The organism is Petropleomorpha daqingensis, from assembly GCF_013408985.1.
GTDB lineage: Bacteria > Actinomycetota > Actinomycetes > Mycobacteriales > Geodermatophilaceae > Petropleomorpha > Petropleomorpha daqingensis.
In genome coordinates, this window is the sequence record NZ_JACBZT010000001.1 from 2,891,712 (window position 1) to 2,905,435 (window position 13,724).

20 protein-coding genes are annotated in these 13,724 nt (G+C 74.2%); 10 read left to right on the forward strand and 10 right to left on the reverse strand.

Annotation, left to right across the window (positions count from 1 at the left end):
- The first annotated feature begins 33 nt into the window (after nt 1-33).
- Nucleotides 34-1,254, forward strand: a complete 1,221-nt coding sequence (gene glgC, locus GGQ55_RS14190; protein WP_179717722.1) for a glucose-1-phosphate adenylyltransferase — start codon at nt 34-36, stop codon at nt 1,252-1,254.
- Here the strand turns inward: glgC and GGQ55_RS14195 are convergent.
- Nucleotides 1,251-1,916: an O-methyltransferase gene (locus tag GGQ55_RS14195; RefSeq protein ID WP_179722725.1), complete on the reverse strand. Its 666-nt coding sequence runs from the start codon at nt 1,914-1,916 to the stop codon at nt 1,251-1,253. The genes glgC and GGQ55_RS14195 overlap by 4 nt on opposite strands.
- 193 nt (nt 1,917-2,109) lie before the next feature.
- Between GGQ55_RS14195 and sigE the strand changes: the two genes are divergently transcribed.
- The 4 genes from sigE to GGQ55_RS14215 all read left to right on the forward strand — a co-directional run bounded on the left by sigE (nt 2,110) and on the right by GGQ55_RS14215 (nt 5,249).
- Complete coding sequence (gene sigE, locus GGQ55_RS14200) at nt 2,110-2,667, forward strand: RNA polymerase sigma factor SigE (RefSeq protein ID WP_179717724.1); 558 nt, start codon at nt 2,110-2,112, stop codon at nt 2,665-2,667.
- The gene (locus GGQ55_RS27845; RefSeq protein WP_179717726.1) at nt 2,664-3,242 is read left to right on the forward strand and encodes an anti-sigma factor family protein; all 579 of its coding nucleotides are present in this window, start codon (nt 2,664-2,666) and stop codon (nt 3,240-3,242) included. Before sigE ends, GGQ55_RS27845 begins: the two co-directional genes overlap by 4 nt.
- A gap of 92 nt (nt 3,243-3,334) precedes the next feature.
- Nucleotides 3,335-4,801: a S1C family serine protease gene (locus GGQ55_RS14210; RefSeq protein ID WP_366489321.1), complete on the forward strand. Its 1,467-nt coding sequence runs from the start codon at nt 3,335-3,337 to the stop codon at nt 4,799-4,801.
- A 55-nt stretch (nt 4,802-4,856) separates the two neighbouring features.
- Entirely contained in the window at nt 4,857-5,249 is a 393-nt protein-coding gene (locus tag GGQ55_RS14215) for a twin-arginine translocase TatA/TatE family subunit (protein ID WP_179717728.1), read from the forward strand.
- Between the two features lie 128 nt (nt 5,250-5,377).
- Here GGQ55_RS14215 and GGQ55_RS14220 read toward each other — a convergent pair whose 3' ends face one another.
- On the reverse strand, nt 5,378-6,529 hold the full coding sequence (locus GGQ55_RS14220; protein WP_179717729.1) for an Mrp/NBP35 family ATP-binding protein: 1,152 nt from the start codon (nt 6,527-6,529) through the stop codon (nt 5,378-5,380).
- Between the two features lie 376 nt (nt 6,530-6,905).
- Here GGQ55_RS14220 and GGQ55_RS27850 point away from each other — a divergent pair, with 376 nt between their 5' ends.
- From GGQ55_RS27850 to GGQ55_RS14235, 4 genes are all read left to right on the forward strand, one after another.
- Entirely contained in the window at nt 6,906-7,031 is a 126-nt protein-coding gene (locus GGQ55_RS27850) for a hypothetical protein (protein ID WP_281371305.1), read from the forward strand.
- A gap of 90 nt (nt 7,032-7,121) precedes the next feature.
- Nucleotides 7,122-7,400 carry a hypothetical protein gene (locus GGQ55_RS14225; protein WP_179717731.1) on the forward strand — a complete coding sequence of 93 codons (279 nt, stop codon included), beginning with the start codon at nt 7,122-7,124 and terminating at the stop codon, nt 7,398-7,400.
- Nucleotides 7,401-7,431: 31 nt separating this feature from the next.
- The gene (locus GGQ55_RS14230) at nt 7,432-8,130 is read left to right on the forward strand and encodes an AzlC family ABC transporter permease (RefSeq protein ID WP_179717733.1); all 699 of its coding nucleotides are present in this window, start codon (nt 7,432-7,434) and stop codon (nt 8,128-8,130) included.
- Nucleotides 8,127-8,444 carry an AzlD domain-containing protein gene (locus GGQ55_RS14235; RefSeq protein ID WP_179717735.1) on the forward strand — a complete coding sequence of 106 codons (318 nt, stop codon included), beginning with the start codon at nt 8,127-8,129 and terminating at the stop codon, nt 8,442-8,444. Before GGQ55_RS14230 ends, GGQ55_RS14235 begins: the two co-directional genes overlap by 4 nt.
- Here the strand turns inward: GGQ55_RS14235 and GGQ55_RS14240 are convergent.
- From GGQ55_RS14240 to GGQ55_RS14265, 6 genes are all read right to left on the reverse strand, one after another.
- Entirely contained in the window at nt 8,426-8,680 is a 255-nt protein-coding gene (locus GGQ55_RS14240) for an Ada metal-binding domain-containing protein (protein ID WP_179717737.1), read from the reverse strand. The genes GGQ55_RS14235 and GGQ55_RS14240 overlap by 19 nt on opposite strands.
- A gap of 3 nt (nt 8,681-8,683) precedes the next feature.
- Complete coding sequence (locus tag GGQ55_RS14245) at nt 8,684-9,385, reverse strand: 2OG-Fe(II) oxygenase (RefSeq protein WP_179717739.1); 702 nt, start codon at nt 9,383-9,385, stop codon at nt 8,684-8,686.
- Nucleotides 9,382-9,939, reverse strand: a complete 558-nt coding sequence (locus tag GGQ55_RS14250; RefSeq protein WP_179717741.1) for a methylated-DNA--[protein]-cysteine S-methyltransferase — start codon at nt 9,937-9,939, stop codon at nt 9,382-9,384. The genes GGQ55_RS14245 and GGQ55_RS14250 overlap by 4 nt, the downstream gene beginning before the upstream one ends.
- Nucleotides 9,936-10,415, reverse strand: coding sequence for an RNA polymerase sigma factor (locus GGQ55_RS14255; protein ID WP_179717743.1), 480 nt, complete (start codon nt 10,413-10,415; stop codon nt 9,936-9,938). The genes GGQ55_RS14250 and GGQ55_RS14255 overlap by 4 nt, the downstream gene beginning before the upstream one ends.
- 1 nt (nt 10,416) lies before the next feature.
- Nucleotides 10,417-10,902, reverse strand: coding sequence for a methylated-DNA--[protein]-cysteine S-methyltransferase (locus GGQ55_RS14260; protein WP_179717745.1), 486 nt, complete (start codon nt 10,900-10,902; stop codon nt 10,417-10,419).
- A gap of 70 nt (nt 10,903-10,972) precedes the next feature.
- A complete protein-coding gene (locus tag GGQ55_RS14265; RefSeq protein ID WP_179717747.1) occupies nt 10,973-11,497 on the reverse strand; it encodes a GNAT family N-acetyltransferase in 525 nt (174 codons plus the stop codon).
- Here GGQ55_RS14265 and GGQ55_RS14270 point away from each other — a divergent pair.
- The gene (locus tag GGQ55_RS14270; RefSeq protein ID WP_179717749.1) at nt 11,484-11,987 is read left to right on the forward strand and encodes a P-loop nucleotide/nucleoside kinase family protein; all 504 of its coding nucleotides are present in this window, start codon (nt 11,484-11,486) and stop codon (nt 11,985-11,987) included. The genes GGQ55_RS14265 and GGQ55_RS14270 overlap by 14 nt on opposite strands.
- On the opposite strand, the gene GGQ55_RS14275 is transcribed toward GGQ55_RS14270, so the two are convergent.
- Both GGQ55_RS14275 and GGQ55_RS14280 read right to left on the reverse strand, forming a co-directional pair.
- Nucleotides 11,960-12,493 (reverse strand): DUF1003 domain-containing protein, encoded by a 534-nt coding sequence (locus GGQ55_RS14275; protein ID WP_179717752.1) that lies wholly within the window; start codon nt 12,491-12,493, stop codon nt 11,960-11,962. The genes GGQ55_RS14270 and GGQ55_RS14275 overlap by 28 nt on opposite strands.
- Nucleotides 12,486-13,724, reverse strand: a complete 1,239-nt coding sequence (locus tag GGQ55_RS14280; protein ID WP_179717753.1) for a magnesium transporter MgtE N-terminal domain-containing protein — start codon at nt 13,722-13,724, stop codon at nt 12,486-12,488. The genes GGQ55_RS14275 and GGQ55_RS14280 overlap by 8 nt, the downstream gene beginning before the upstream one ends.

Consider the following 13,724-nt stretch of genomic DNA (forward strand, 5'->3'; position numbering starts at 1 on the left):
CAGATCGTGCCCTGACCGGCTACGTTTCGATTCATGCGCGGCGGTCCACGGGTTCTCGGCATCGTCCTGGCGGGCGGTGAGGGGAAGCGGCTTGCTCCTCTGACGCAGGACAGGGCCAAGCCGGCGGTCCCGTTCGGGGGCAACTACCGCCTCATCGACTTCGTGCTGTCCAACCTGGTGAACGCCGAGGTCCGGCAGATCGCCGTCCTGACCCAGTACAAGAGCCACAGCCTCGACCGGCACATCACCACGACGTGGCGGCTGTCGCAGCTGCTGGGCAACTACATCACCCCGGTCCCGGCGCAGCAGCGGCTCGGCCCGCGCTGGTACACCGGCAGCGCCGATGCGATCTTCCAGAGCCTCAACCTCATCTACGACGCCCGGCCCGACATCGTCATGGTGTTCGGCGCCGACCACGTGTACCGGATGGACCCGGGCCAGATGATCGACCAGCACCTGCAGACCGGTGCCGGGGTGACCATCGCCGGGCTGCGGGTCCCGCGGCACGAGGCGACCGGGTTCGGCGTCATCGACGCCGACGCCGACGGCAAGGTGCGCGGATTCTTGGAAAAACCAGCGGAGCCGCCCGGTTTGCCGGACTCGCCCGAGGAGAGCTTCGCCTCCATGGGCAACTACGTCTTCAGCACCGAGATGCTGCTGGAGGCGCTGCGTGCCGACGCCGCGGACGAGTCGTCGGCCCACGACATGGGCGGCTCGATCATGCCGATGCTGGCCGAGCAGGGCGAGGCCTGGGTCTACGACTTCTCCACCAACATCGTCCCGGGCGCGACCGAGCGCGACCACGGCTACTGGCGCGACGTGGGGACGATCGACTCGTACTTCGACGCGCACATGGACCTCGTGTCCGTGACGCCGATCTTCAACCTCTACAACGACCGCTGGCCGATCCTCACCTCGCCGCCGCAGCTGCCCCCGGCCAAGTTCGTGCTCGGCGGCCGCGCGGAGGAGTCGATGGTCAGCGCCGGCGCGATCATCGGCGGTGGCTCGGTGCACCACTCCGTCGTCTCACCGGGCGTGCGGATCGAGCGCGGCGCCCGGGTCGAGGACAGCGTGCTCATGGACGGCGTCATCATCGGCGAGGGTGCCTACGTCCGCCGGGCGATCCTCGACAAGAACGTCGTCGTCCCGGCGTGGGCGCGGATCGGCGTCGACCACGACTTCGACAAGCAGCACTACGACGTCTCCGCCGGCGGCGTCGCCGTCCTCGGCAAGGGCGCCCGCGCCATCGTCTAGCGCTTCGTCGGCTCGTTCCGCTTGGTGGCGACCAGCAGCCCGCTGCCGGCGGGGAGGACGGCGGAGGTCAGCGTCTCGTCCTCGCGGATCGTCCGCGCCAGCTCCCGCCAGGCGACCGTCTGCGGGTCGCGGATCGCCCGGTCGGCGATCCGGCCACCCGCCAGCAGGCCGTGGAAGGACACCACGCCGCCGGGGTGGAGCAGGTCGAGCAGCGTCGGCAGGTGCGCGCTGTACTCGCGGGGCGCACCGGCGCAGCTGACCAGGTCGTACGCGCCGGGGGAGAGCCGGGGGAGCACCTCGCCCGGAGTGCCGAAGATCAGCCGGGTGCGGCCGGGCGGGATGCCCGCGTCGGCGAACGCGGCGCGCGCGGAGCGCAGCTGCTCGGGATCGCCGTCCAGGGCGGTCAGGACGCCGTCGGGGCGCATGCCCTGCAGCAGCCAGAGCCCGGCGATCCCGCCGCCGCCGATCGAGACGACGTGGCGGGCCCCGCCGGTCGCGACCAGGAGGGCGAGCGCGGCACCGGCCGCGGGCTCCATCGGCGGGGTGGACAGGCGCATCGCGCGCGCCCGGGTCTCGACGAGCGCGGGGGACTCGACCGCGTAGCGGTCGGCGTAAGCGGCGGCCTCGGTGCTGCCGGTCGCCGGCGGTCCCTCGGCTCTCATCACCGGCCGAGGGTAGTGGGCGCCGCGGTCCACGCCGGGCTGCGCCGCGTCGGGGCGCCCGTTCCCTGGGAGTTCGCTGTGGGCGGGAACACGTCGTCCCAGCTCGTCCGTTGGTGCTTCTGTGCGCCTGACGCGAGCACTGCCGCCTGCCCCCGCCCCGGTAGCGGCGGTCTCGGAACCCGACCCGGAGCCGGTGGTCGTCCCCGCCGCCGGCGAGTGGGTCGCGCCGTCGTGGGAGCAGGTCGTGCGCGAGCACTCGGCACGGGTCTACCGGCTGGCCTACCGCCTGTCCGGCAACGCCCAGGACGCCGAGGACCTGACCCAGGAGACCTTCGTCCGCGTCTTCCGGTCGCTGGCCGACTTCACCCCCGGCACGTTCGAGGGCTGGCTGCACCGGATCACCACGAACCTGTTCCTGGACATGGTCCGGCGCCGGCAGCGGATCCGGTTCGACGCGCTGCCCGAGGACACCGAGCGGCTGCCCGGGACGGCGCCGTCCCCGGAGCAGGTCTACGCCGACACCCACCTCGACCCGCAGATCCAGGCGGCACTCGATGCGCTGTCACCGGATTTCCGCGTCGCGGTCGTGCTCTGCGACATCGAGGGGCTCACCTACGAGGAGATCGCGGCGACCTTGGGCATCAAGCTCGGCACGGTCCGCTCGCGGATCCACCGGGGCCGGGTGCAGCTGCGCGAGGCGCTCGCCCACCTGGCGCCCCGCCGTCCGATGGTCGAGGGAGGTCTCGCATGAGCATCCCGGAAAGTCATCTCGCCCAGGAGGCGATCGCCGCGCTCGTCGACGGCGAGCTGACCGCAGGTCCCGCCCGGCGGGCCGCGGCGCACCTCACCGGCTGCGCGACGTGCCGCATGGCGGTGCAGGCGCAGCGGGAGGCCAAGGAGGCGCTGCTGCGGTCGCAGGAGGTCGCCGTCCCCGGTGACCTGCTGTCGCGGCTGTGCGCGATCCCGTTCACCGCCGACGTGCCCGGGAGCGGAGGCCCGGGAACGCTGGCCGCGGGTCCGGACTCGCTCACCGTCTCCGGCACGCACGGTTCGTGGGCCGTGTCGCTGCGGCCGCACCGGCCGGGGCGCCACGACGCGACCGCACGCTGGCTGCGCCGGGGGATCACCGGCACGCTCGCCGGCGTCGGCCTGGGCGTGGTCGCCCTCGCGCTGACCCTGCCCGCCGCGAACGACGGCGTGCCGTCCGGGCCGGTCGCCCGGCCGTCGGTTCCCGAGGAGCACACTGACGTGGTGCCGCCCGTCGTCCGCACCCTCACGGTCAGCAACGCGTCGCTGGCCCCCGCCGTCCGTGGCGGTACGCCCTGAGCAGCTCCGACGAGCGCCGTCCCGGGCCTGCGGACGACGTCTTCTCCCGTCCCGAGGGCGCGACCGGCTCCTTCGACGCACCCGCCGACCGCGTGGCGCCACGGCGCACCGCCGTGCCCGAGGCCAACCCCGCGCAGGAGGCCGCGTTCGGCCGCCCGGCCCAGGTGGGGGGCAGCTTCGCCGGTGACCGGCCGCTGCCGCCGTCCCGGCCTGCGCCGCCCCCGCCACCGGAGGCCGTGCTGCGCGCGTTCGCCCCGTCCGGCCCCGGCCGCACCGGGCTGCAGGACCCGCCCGGCGGCCGTCCCGGCCGGCGGCGCACCAGCTCCGGGCCGTGGTGGAAGCCCGACGCCGCCGCCGACCCGTGGCGCGACCCCCACTCGCCGTCCGGCCTCGGCGCGCCCGCGGTCTACGACGAGGAGGAGGAGCAGGACGGCCCGATCGTCGTCGACGCCAAGGGCCGCAGGAAGGTCCGGCTGCGCGACCTGTCGATCCGGCTGTCGGTCCTCGCGCTGCTCGCCGTCCTCCTGGTCGGCGCGATCGGCGGCGGGGTCGGCTACTTCCTGACCCGCAAGACGGCGGAGACGCCGCTGCTGTCCCAGGACAGCAAGCTCTCGCACGTCTCGCCGGGCATCAGCCGCGAGCCCGGCTCGGTGGCCGACATCGCCGAGCGGATCATGCCCGCCGTCGTCTCCATCGAGGTGCGGGTCGGCAACTCCGGCGCCACCGGATCCGGCGTGGTCATCGACGGCGACAACGGCTACATCGTCACCAACAACCACGTCGTCTCCGGTGCGGCGGACAACGCCGACGCCGAGATCCGGGCGGTGTTCTCCGACGGCAGCGGTTCGGCCGCGCGCATCGTCGGCCGCGACCCGGCCAGCGACGTCGCCGTCATCAAGGTGGACAAGCCCGGCCTGGTCACCGCCTCGCTCGGCGAGTCCGACGACGTGGTCGTCGGCGACCCGGTGGTGGCGATCGGCTCGCCTCTGGGCCTGGCCGGCACGGTCACCAGCGGCATCGTCAGCGCGCTCGACCGGCCGGTGCGGCTGTCCGGCGAGGGCAGCGACACCAACGCCGTCATCAGCGCCATCCAGACCGACGCGCCGATCAACCCGGGCAACTCCGGTGGCGCCCTGGTCGACGCCTCCGGCGCGGTGGTGGGCATCAACACCGCGATCGCCTCGCTCGGCGGCAACGGCACCAGCGGCGGCTCGATCGGCCTCGGTTTCGCGATCCCGATCGACACGGTGCGCGAGGTCGCCCAGCAGCTGATCTCGACCGGCTCGGCGGTGCACGCCTCGCTCGGCGTGAACACCCGCTCGGTCACCGACGGCACGCGCGACGGGGCTCTGGTGCTCAACGTCGAGCCGGGCAGTGCCGGCGCCAAGGCCGGGATCAAGGAGCAGGACGTCGTCATCGCCGTCGACGACCAGCCCGTGGGCAGCTCCGAGGAGCTGACCGTGGCCATCGATTCGCACAAGCCCGGCGACACGGTGACGATCGAGATCGTGCGCGGCGGGTCGTCGTCCACGGTCAAGGCCACGCTCGACAAGGCCTGAGTTTCGCCCGGTCCGGGCACAGCCCACGCCCAGGGTGCGCGGCTACCCTGGCAGCGTGTTCGACTCGATCGGCTGGGGCGAGATCGTCGTCCTCGCGCTGGCCGCGCTGTTCATCTTCGGACCCGAGCGGTTGCCGGGCCTGGCGAAGGACGCCGCTCAGGGGCTGAAGAAGGTCCGCGAGGCGATCACGGGCATCCGCGAGCAGGTCAGCGACTCGATGGGCGACGACTTCGACGAACTGCGCGACCTCGACCTGCGCAAGTACCACCCGAAGACGTTCATCCGCGACCAGCTGTTCGGGGACGACGACGCCCCGACCGTGCACCGCGGCAGTGCCAACGGCTCGGCCGGCCTGGTCAACGGGTCGACCGGAGCGGCGCCGGCGGCCGCGGCGGCCAAGCCCCGCGATGCGGCGACGCCCCCGCCCTTCGACCTCGACGCGACGTAGCGGAGCCGCCCTGCGAGGCGAGCTGAGGAGCGGGGCCCGAAGGGTCCCCGACGAGGCGCGGGCAGCTGCTCAGCGCAGGTCGGGGACGGCTCCTGGTCGCGGTCGTCGTCCGGAGGACGACAGTGAACTCAGTGCCGGACGGGCGTGAGTCCCAGGGACATGCCGGACAGGCCGCGCTGGCGGGTGGCCAGGCCGTCGGCGATCTTCGCGAGCGCCTGCGCCGCGGGCGCCTCGGGTTCGGCGAGGACGATCGGCGCACCGGCGTCCCCGGCCTCGCGCAGGCGGGTGTCCAGCGGGATCTGACCGAGCAGCGGCACCCGGGCGCCGAGCGTGCGGGTCAGCGCGTCGGAGACGGTCTGCCCGCCACCGGAGCCGAAGACCTCCATGCGTGAGCCGTCGGGCAGCTCGAGCCACGACATGTTCTCGATGACGCCGACCACCTGCTGGTGGGTCTGCGTGGCGATCGCCCCGGCGCGCTCGGCCACCTCGGCGGCGGCCAGCTGCGGCGTGGTCACCACGAGGATCTCGGCGTTGGGCAGCAGCTGGGCGATGGAGATCGCCATGTCGCCGGTGCCGGGCGGCAGGTCGAGCAGGAGGACGTCGAGGTCGCCCCACCACACGTCGGCGAGGAACTGCTGCAGCGCGCGGTGCAGCATCGGGCCGCGCCAGACCACGGGGGTGTTGCCCGGGGTGAACATGCCGATCGAGATGATCTTCACGCCGTACGACTGCGGCGGCATGATCATGTTGTCGACCTGGGTGGGCCGGTCCTCGGTGCCCAGCATCCGCGGCACCGAGTGGCCGTAGATGTCGGCGTCCACCACGCCGACCGACAGCCCGCGCTTGGCCAGCGCCGCGGCGAGGTTGACGGTGACGCTGGACTTGCCGACGCCGCCCTTGCCGGAGGCCACCGCGTAGACGCGGGTGAGCGAGCCGGGCTGGGCGAACGGGATCACCGGGTCGGCGGCGTCGGTGCCGCGGACGTTGCGGCGTAGCTCGGCGCGCTGCTCGTCGCTCATCACGTCGAGCACGACCTGCACCGAGGTGACCCCGGGGACCGCGGACACGGCCGTCGTCACCCGGCTGGTGATCGTCTCGCGCATCGGGCAGCCGGCCACGGTCAGGTAGACCTCGACCCGGACGGCGCCGTCGGCGCCGATCTGCACGTCCTTGACCATGCCCAGCTCGGTGAGCGGCCGGTTGATCTCGGGGTCCTGGACGGTGGCCAGAGCCGCGTTGACGGCGTCGAGCGCCGGCGAGCCGGTCAGCGTGTCCGACATCGTTGCCTGTGTCTCCTTCGACGGGGAAACCGTGCCCTCACCGGCCGTGCCAGGCGAGGAACGGATCTTCCGCAACTGTACGGCGGGCGATCCGGCGTGCCGTCGGTCGGCGGGGTGATCTGCTGCGCACCCGTCCGAGACCCCTCAGACGCAGGACGCCCTGAGGACGACGCGATCGCCCGATGCCCGAGCGGAGACCTCAGACGGAGCGTTCTCCGCATGAGCAGCCCTCTCGAGTTGACGCCCCTCCTGAACGCCCTCCGTGTCGCCGACTCCCGTCGCCGGCCCCGCCGTCGCCGGCTCAGGGGTTCCCCTGACCGGAAGATGGGGTGATCGACCGATGTACCGGCCTGGCCGCGGGCCCGAGGCTGGCACCGTGACCACCGACGAGTCCGACCCGACCTTCCCCGAGCCGCTCGACGCCGACGAGCGGGCGCTGCGCCGCGACCTCGTGCTGCTGACCAGGCAACACCGGCGGCGGCGCCGCGGCCGGCGCTTCTGAGGCCCTCAGATCCAGCGGCCCCGGCGTCCGGTCCAGAACTGCCCGATCGCCCGATGTCCGGGGCCACCCCTCAGAACCAGAGTCGTCGCCATGACGACGACGATGATCCGCAGCGAGACCACCACCTCCACCACCGACCTCCTCCGCGACGTCCTGCACGCCACCCTCGACCGGGTGGCCGGCGAGGACCCCGACTCGTTCGACAGCCGGACCCCGGGCGGGCGCGAGCTGCTGTCGCTGGCCGCGCGCGCACGGCAGGCGGCCGGCTCCCTCGGCGCCGACGCCGGGACCACCGTCGCCAGCGGCCCCGGGATCGTCGTGGTGCGTGAGTTCGCGGCGGCCGTGCGGCTGCTGGACCAGGCCGCCTGAGGGCGTGCCGCCGGTCGTTAGGGTCGGCCGCGTGCCGCGCAGTGCCCGCTCCGAGACGCTGCGCGACTCCCTCGGCCTCGGCCTGGCCGTCGGCCTCTACGGCGCCGCCTTCGGCGCGGCTGCCGTCGCCGCGGGCCTGTCCCCCTGGCAGGCCTCGGCGATGTCGCTGCTGATGTTCACCGGCGCCTCGCAGTTCGCGCTGATCGGCGTGATCGGCGCCGGCGGCAGCGCGCTCGCCGCGATCGGCAGCGCCCTGCTCCTCGGCACCCGCAACACCGTCTACGGCGTCCGCCTGCTGCCGCTGCTAGCCCCGCGCGGGTTCCGCCGGTTCACCACGGCGCACTGGGTCATCGACGAGACGACGGCGCTGGCGATCTCCGCGCCCGACCGCGTGCTGGCCCGCCTGGCGTTCCTCGTGGGCGGGGGCTCGATCTTCCTGCTGTGGAACGTCACCACGCTGGTCGGCGCGTTCGGGGCCGCGGCCCTCGGCGGTGCCGCGAAGGCGGCGCTGGACGCCATCGTCCCCGCGGCGTTCCTCGCGCTGCTGTGGCCGCGGCTGCGCAGGCCGTTCCCCGAGGCCGCCGTGCAGCGACGGGTGGCCCTGGGCGGCGCGGTCGTGGCACTGGTGCTGACCCCGTTCGTGCCGCCGGGCCTCCAGGTGATCGCCGCCGTCGTCGCGGTGGCCCTGGCCGGCCCGCCGCGCAAGGCCGCCGCGGAGGAGCCGGCGTGAGCAGCGGGGTGCTGTGGACCGTCGTCCTCGTCGGCTCGGTGGGCTGCTACCTGCTCAAGCTGGTCGGCCTCTCGGTGCCGGCGGCCTGGGTGCAGCAGCCGTGGGTCATGCGGATCGTCGACTTCGTGCCGGCCGCGCTGCTGGCCGCGCTCGTCGTCGTCCAGGCGGTCACCTCCGGGCACGACCTGGTGCTGGACGGGCGGCTGGTCGCGCTGGCCGTCGCCGCGATCGCGCTGGCGCTGCGGGCGCCGTTCATCGTCGTCCTCCTGCTGGCCGGGGCGACCGGCGCGCTCGTTCACGTGGTCTGGGGCTGAGCGGCCTTCCACTCGCGGTACTTCTCCCGCATGCAGTGGCCGCACGGCCGGTACCCGGCCGCGATGGCGGTGTCCTCGTCGGCGAAGAAGACGCGGATCGTCTCGTAGCCCTTGCCGAGAGCTCTGTTGGCGCTCCAGCAGTCCAGCCGGCCGTAGATCCGCAGCCTCGAGTTGCCGCCCAGGGTGCCCGGGGTCGCGCTGGTGTACGGGCCGTCGACTCCGAGGAGGGTGAACACGGCTCAGGCGGCGTCGTGGAAGACGAGGCCGAGGGTGTGCCGGACGCCGGTGCGCACGGTGCTCACGCCGTGCCGCATCGGCGCCGCCGACCAGCCGCGCGCCGAGGCGACCGGCCGCTCGCGCGTGGTGAACACGATCCCGCAGCCCTGCTGCAGCGTGGCCGCGTAGCCGCGGGACTGGGCGCGCGGCCGCTGCTCGACGGTGAGGAACTCCCCGCCGGTGTGGTCGACGCCGGGCTCGTCGAGGCCGATCACCACCTGCAGCGGGAAGACGAGGTCGCCGTAGAGGTCGCGGTGCAGTGCGTTCCAGTCGCCGGTGACGTAGCGCAGCAGGATCGGCGTCGGCTTCCCCTGCCCGGCGGCCGCGCACACGGCCAGCCACTCGTCGAGGTCGTCCGGCCAGGGCGCCGGCCGGCCCAGGCGTTCGGCCCACGAGCGGGCGATCGGCAGCAGGTGCGGGTAGAACGCCGCGCGCAGCTCGGCGACCACGGCGGGCAGCGGGTGGTCGAAGTAGCGGTACTGGCCGCTGCCGAAGCGGTACCGGGCCATGTCGATCGTCGAGCGGAAGCGCCCGACGTCGTCGTAGAGCGCGGCGACCTCCCGGCACTCGGCCGGCGTCAGCACCGGCGCGGTCTGCGCGCTGCCGGCCGCGTCGACCTCTCCCGTGAGGTCAGCCCAGTCCAGCGCGTCGACGCGGTCCTTCATGCCGCCGCCTCGAGGTCGAGCAGCGCGCGCTTGGCCACGACACCGCCGACGTAGTTGCCGAGCGCGCCGTCGCTGCGCACCACCCGGTGGCAGGGGACGACGACCGGCAGCGGGTTGGTGGCGCACGCCGTCCCCACCGCCCGGACCGCGCGCGGGCTGCCGGCGGCGGCGGCCAGCGCGGCGTAGCTCGCCGTCGTCCCGTAGGCGACCTCGCGCAGGTGGGTGAGGACGTCGCGGCGGAAGCCGGCCGACAGCCGGAGGTCCAGCGGCAGGTCGAAGGCGGTGCGCCGGCCGGCGAAGTACTCGTCGAGCTGCCGGAGGGCGGCGTCGAGCCGGGCCGGGGCGCGCAGCACCCGCGGGCTGATCCGGTCGGCGAGGGTCTGCAGGACGGCGTCGTGGTCCTCGTTCGCGTAGGCCACCCGCACCAGCCCCTCGGTCGTGGCCGCGAGCAGCAGCGGGCCGACGGGGGTGTCCACGGTGGTGAACGCGACGTCGAGCAGGCCGGCGTCCTCGGCCTCGACCGCGAGCCGCGCGGTCAGTGCGTCCAGGGTCATGGCAGGTCTCCTCGGTAGGTGCGGCGCAGCGCGGCGACGCCGTCGGCGGCGGCGCGGCGGGCGGCCTCGGGGGTGCCGCCGACGAGGGCAGCGATCTCGGCGTAGGGCAGACCGGCGAGGTGGTGGTAGGCGACCGCCTGCCGCTGTCGGTCGGGCAGGGCGGCCAGCGCCGTCCACAGCTCTCCGTCGTCCTGACCCGGCAGGCCGAGGGCGCTCGGGACGTCCGGGGGCTCGGCGACCGGGACGGCGCGGCGGGCCGCGGCGCGCAGCTGGTCGACCGCCTTGCGCTGCGCGATGCGCACCAGCCACGCCTCGACGTTGCTGCCCGGGGGCAGCTCGGGATAGGCGCGCAGCGCGGCGAGGAACGTCTCCGACCACGCGTCGTCGGCGGCGTCCGGGCCGACGACGGCGCGGCAGACCCGCAGCACCGCCGGCCCGTGCCGTCGCACCACCGCCTCGAACGGTTCGAGGCGCACGTCAGAACAGCCGGTCGCCGCGCTGCTCCAGGTCGAGCAGGAACCTCTTTCGCGGCAGCCCGCCACCGAAGCCGACCAGGCTGCCGTCGGCCCCGATCACCCGGTGGCAGGGCACCACGACGGCCAGCGGGTTGCGGCCGTTCGCGGCGCCGACCGCCTGCGCGCCGCCGGGCTCGCCGACCGCCTTGGCCACGTAGCCGTACGAGCGGGTCTCGCCGTACGGGATCAGGGTCAGCTGCTCCCAGACGGCCAGCTCGAAGTCGCTGCCCACCGGCCGCAGCGGCAGGTCGAAGGCGGTGCGGTCGCCGGCGAAGTACTCACCGAGCTGCTCGATGACGTCGCCGAACCCGTCCTCGGACCGCTCGCCGATCTCGGCGTCGACGAACCGGCCGGGCGGCGACATGGCCAGCCGGACCAGCGCGCCGCCCTCGGCCACCACGGTCAGCGGGCCGATCGGCGAGGGCACCACGGTGTGCGTCCTGCTCATCGTTGTCGTCTCCATGCCCGGTAGACGTTCCGGGCACCGCGATTGTGAGGCCTCGCGCCGACAATTCTGCTCAGGACCAGCGGACCTCCCCGTCGACGACGACGTCGGTGGGGGACAGGCCCAGCGACCGCGCGACCGCGGCCGACGCCGCGTGGTCCGGGTGGATGTGCGCGGTGAAGTGCCGGACGCCCCGGTCGCGCAGCCATCCGGTCATCGCGCCCGCGGCCTCCCGGGCGAAGCCGTTGCCCTGGTGCGGCACCGAGACCACCCAGGCGATGTCGGCCGCCTCGGCGGTGACGGTCGCCTGGACCGTGCCGACCAGCTCGAGGGTGTCGTGGCGGCGCACCATCCAGTTCAGCCACGTCGCGCTGCCGTCGGCGGAGTGCCCGCGCAGCTGCACGATGTAGCGGTCGCGCAGCGCGGCCTCGTCCGCCGGTGAGCCCCCGGTGAAGGTGTGCAGCCGCTCGTCGGCGAAGGCACGGGCCGCCTCGGCCGCGTGCGAGATGCGCAACGGCTCGAGCTCGAGCCGGTCGGTGGACACCTGCTCGGCGGCCAGGTCCGGCGGTGGCGAAGATGGCGGGATGCTGCTGCTCATCGGCGGCCTCCCGGGGGTCGGCAAGACGACCGTAGCCCGCGAGGTCGCCCGCCGGACCCGGGGTGCCCACGTCCGCATCGACGCGCTGGAGGCCGGGCTGGTCGACCTCGGGCTGGCGCCGCAGGGCGAGGTCGGGGCCGCCGGGTACGGGCTCGCGCTCACCGTCGCCGACACGCTGCTCGCCGGCGGGGCGACGGTGATCACCGACGCCGTCTTCCCCGTGGCGGGGAGCCGCACACCCTGGACCGACCTCGCGGAGCGGCACGGCGTGCCGGCCCGCTGGGTGCGGCTGGTCTGCGGGGACGCCGCCGAGCACCGACGGCGGGTGGAGCAGCGGGCCAGCGACCTGCCCGGGCTCGTCTACCCGGACTGGGCCGCGGTGACCGGCCGCGAGGTCGACGGCTGGGCCGAGCCGCACACCGTCGTCGACACCGCGTCCGGCGACCCGGTGGCCGCCGTCCTCTACGCGATGGGGTCGGGCGCGCGCTGAGCGGCGGTGTCCTTCTTCTTCTTGCTCTTCTTCTCCCGGTCCTCGGGGTGGTCCTCGGTGAGCCGGGTGAGCTCGCCGCGGATGAAGTCGCGGGTGGCCAGCTCGCCGATCGCCACCCGCAGCGCGGCCAGCTCGCGGGCCAGGTACTCGGTGTCGGCGCGGGTGGTCGCCGCCCGCGCGCGGTCCTCCTCGGCCTGCACGCGGTCGCGGTCGGCCTGCCGGTTCTGCGCCAGCAGGATCAGCGGCGCGGCGTAGGCGGCCTGGGTGGAGAAGGCCAGGTTGAGCAGGATGAACGGATAGGGGTCCCACTGCAGCGAGACGGCGAAGACGTTCAGCCCGATCCAGAGCACCACGATGATCGTCTGGACGGCGAGGAACCGGCCGGTGCCGAGGAACCGGGCGATCGCCTCGGCGAACCTGCCGACCGCGTCGGGGTTCAGTCGCAGGAAGCTGCCGAACGTGCGCGCGTGCCCACGCGGGACGTCGAGCCGCCGTCCGTCAGCCACGGCGCGCCCGGTCCCGCCAGTCGTCGGGCAGCAGGTGGTCGAGGACGTCGTCCACGCTGACCGCGCCGACCAGCCGGCCCTGCTGGTCGACCACCGGCGCGGCGACCAGGTTGTAGGTGGCGAAGTAGCGGGTCACCTCGGCCAGCGGCGCCTCCGGGGTGAGCGGGTCGAGGTCGTCGAGCGCCCCGCTGACCAGCGAGGACGGCGGCTCGCGCAGCAGCCGCTGGATGTGCGCCAGGCCCAGGTAGCGCCCGGTCGGGGTCGCCGACGGCGGCCGGCACACGTAGACCTGGCTGGCCAGGGCCGGCGTCAGCTCGGGGTCGCGCACGCGGGCCAGCGCCTCGGCGATCGTCGCGTCGGGGGAGAGGATGACCGGTTCGCTGGTCATGATCCCGCCCGCGGTGTCCTCGGAGTAGGCGAGCAGCTGGCGCACCGGCTCGGCCTCGTCGGGCTCCATGAGCTCGAGCAGCCGGTCGCGGTCGACGTTGGAGAGCTCGGCCAGCAGGTCGGCGGCGTCGTCCGGGTCCATCTCCTCCAGGACGTCGGCGGCCCGGCTCTCGCTGAGCGTGCCCAGGATGGTGATCTGCTCGTCCTCCGGCAGCTCGCCCAGGACGTCGGCCAGCCGCTCGTCGTCCAGCGCCTCGGCGACCTCGTGCCGGCGCTTGATCGGGAGCTCCTGCAGCGCGTGGGCGAGGTCGGCGGCGTTGAGCTCGCGGTAGGTCGCCAGCAGCGTCTCGGTGCCCTGGTCCTCCTCGGACAGCGCGAGCCCCAGGACCTCGTCCCAGTTGAGCGTGTGCAGCTGGCCGCGGCGGCCCAGCCGGCCCGGCTCCTGCACGGCGAGCCGGGTGAGCAGCCAGTCGCCGGTGCGGGTCTGCTCCATGCCGGCGTCGACGACGGTGGCCTTCCGGCCCGACTCCGCGATGGTGACCGCGCGGTCGAGGAGCTCGCCGAGCACGAGCGTCTCGCCCGCGCGCTGCTCGAACCGCTTGAGGTTGATCGTGCCCGAGGCGAGCATCACCGAGCTCGGGTCGATGCCGGTGACCCGGCCCATCGGCACGAAGATCCGCCGCCGGGCGACCACCTCGACCACGAGCCCGAGAACCCGCGGCGCGGCGGTGCCGACGCGCAGGGCGGCGACCACGTCGCGGACCTTGCCGACCCGGTCGCCGTTGGGGTCGAACACGGTCAACCCGGCGAGGCGGGAGACGTATGCCCTCGTCGCCGTCGTCAC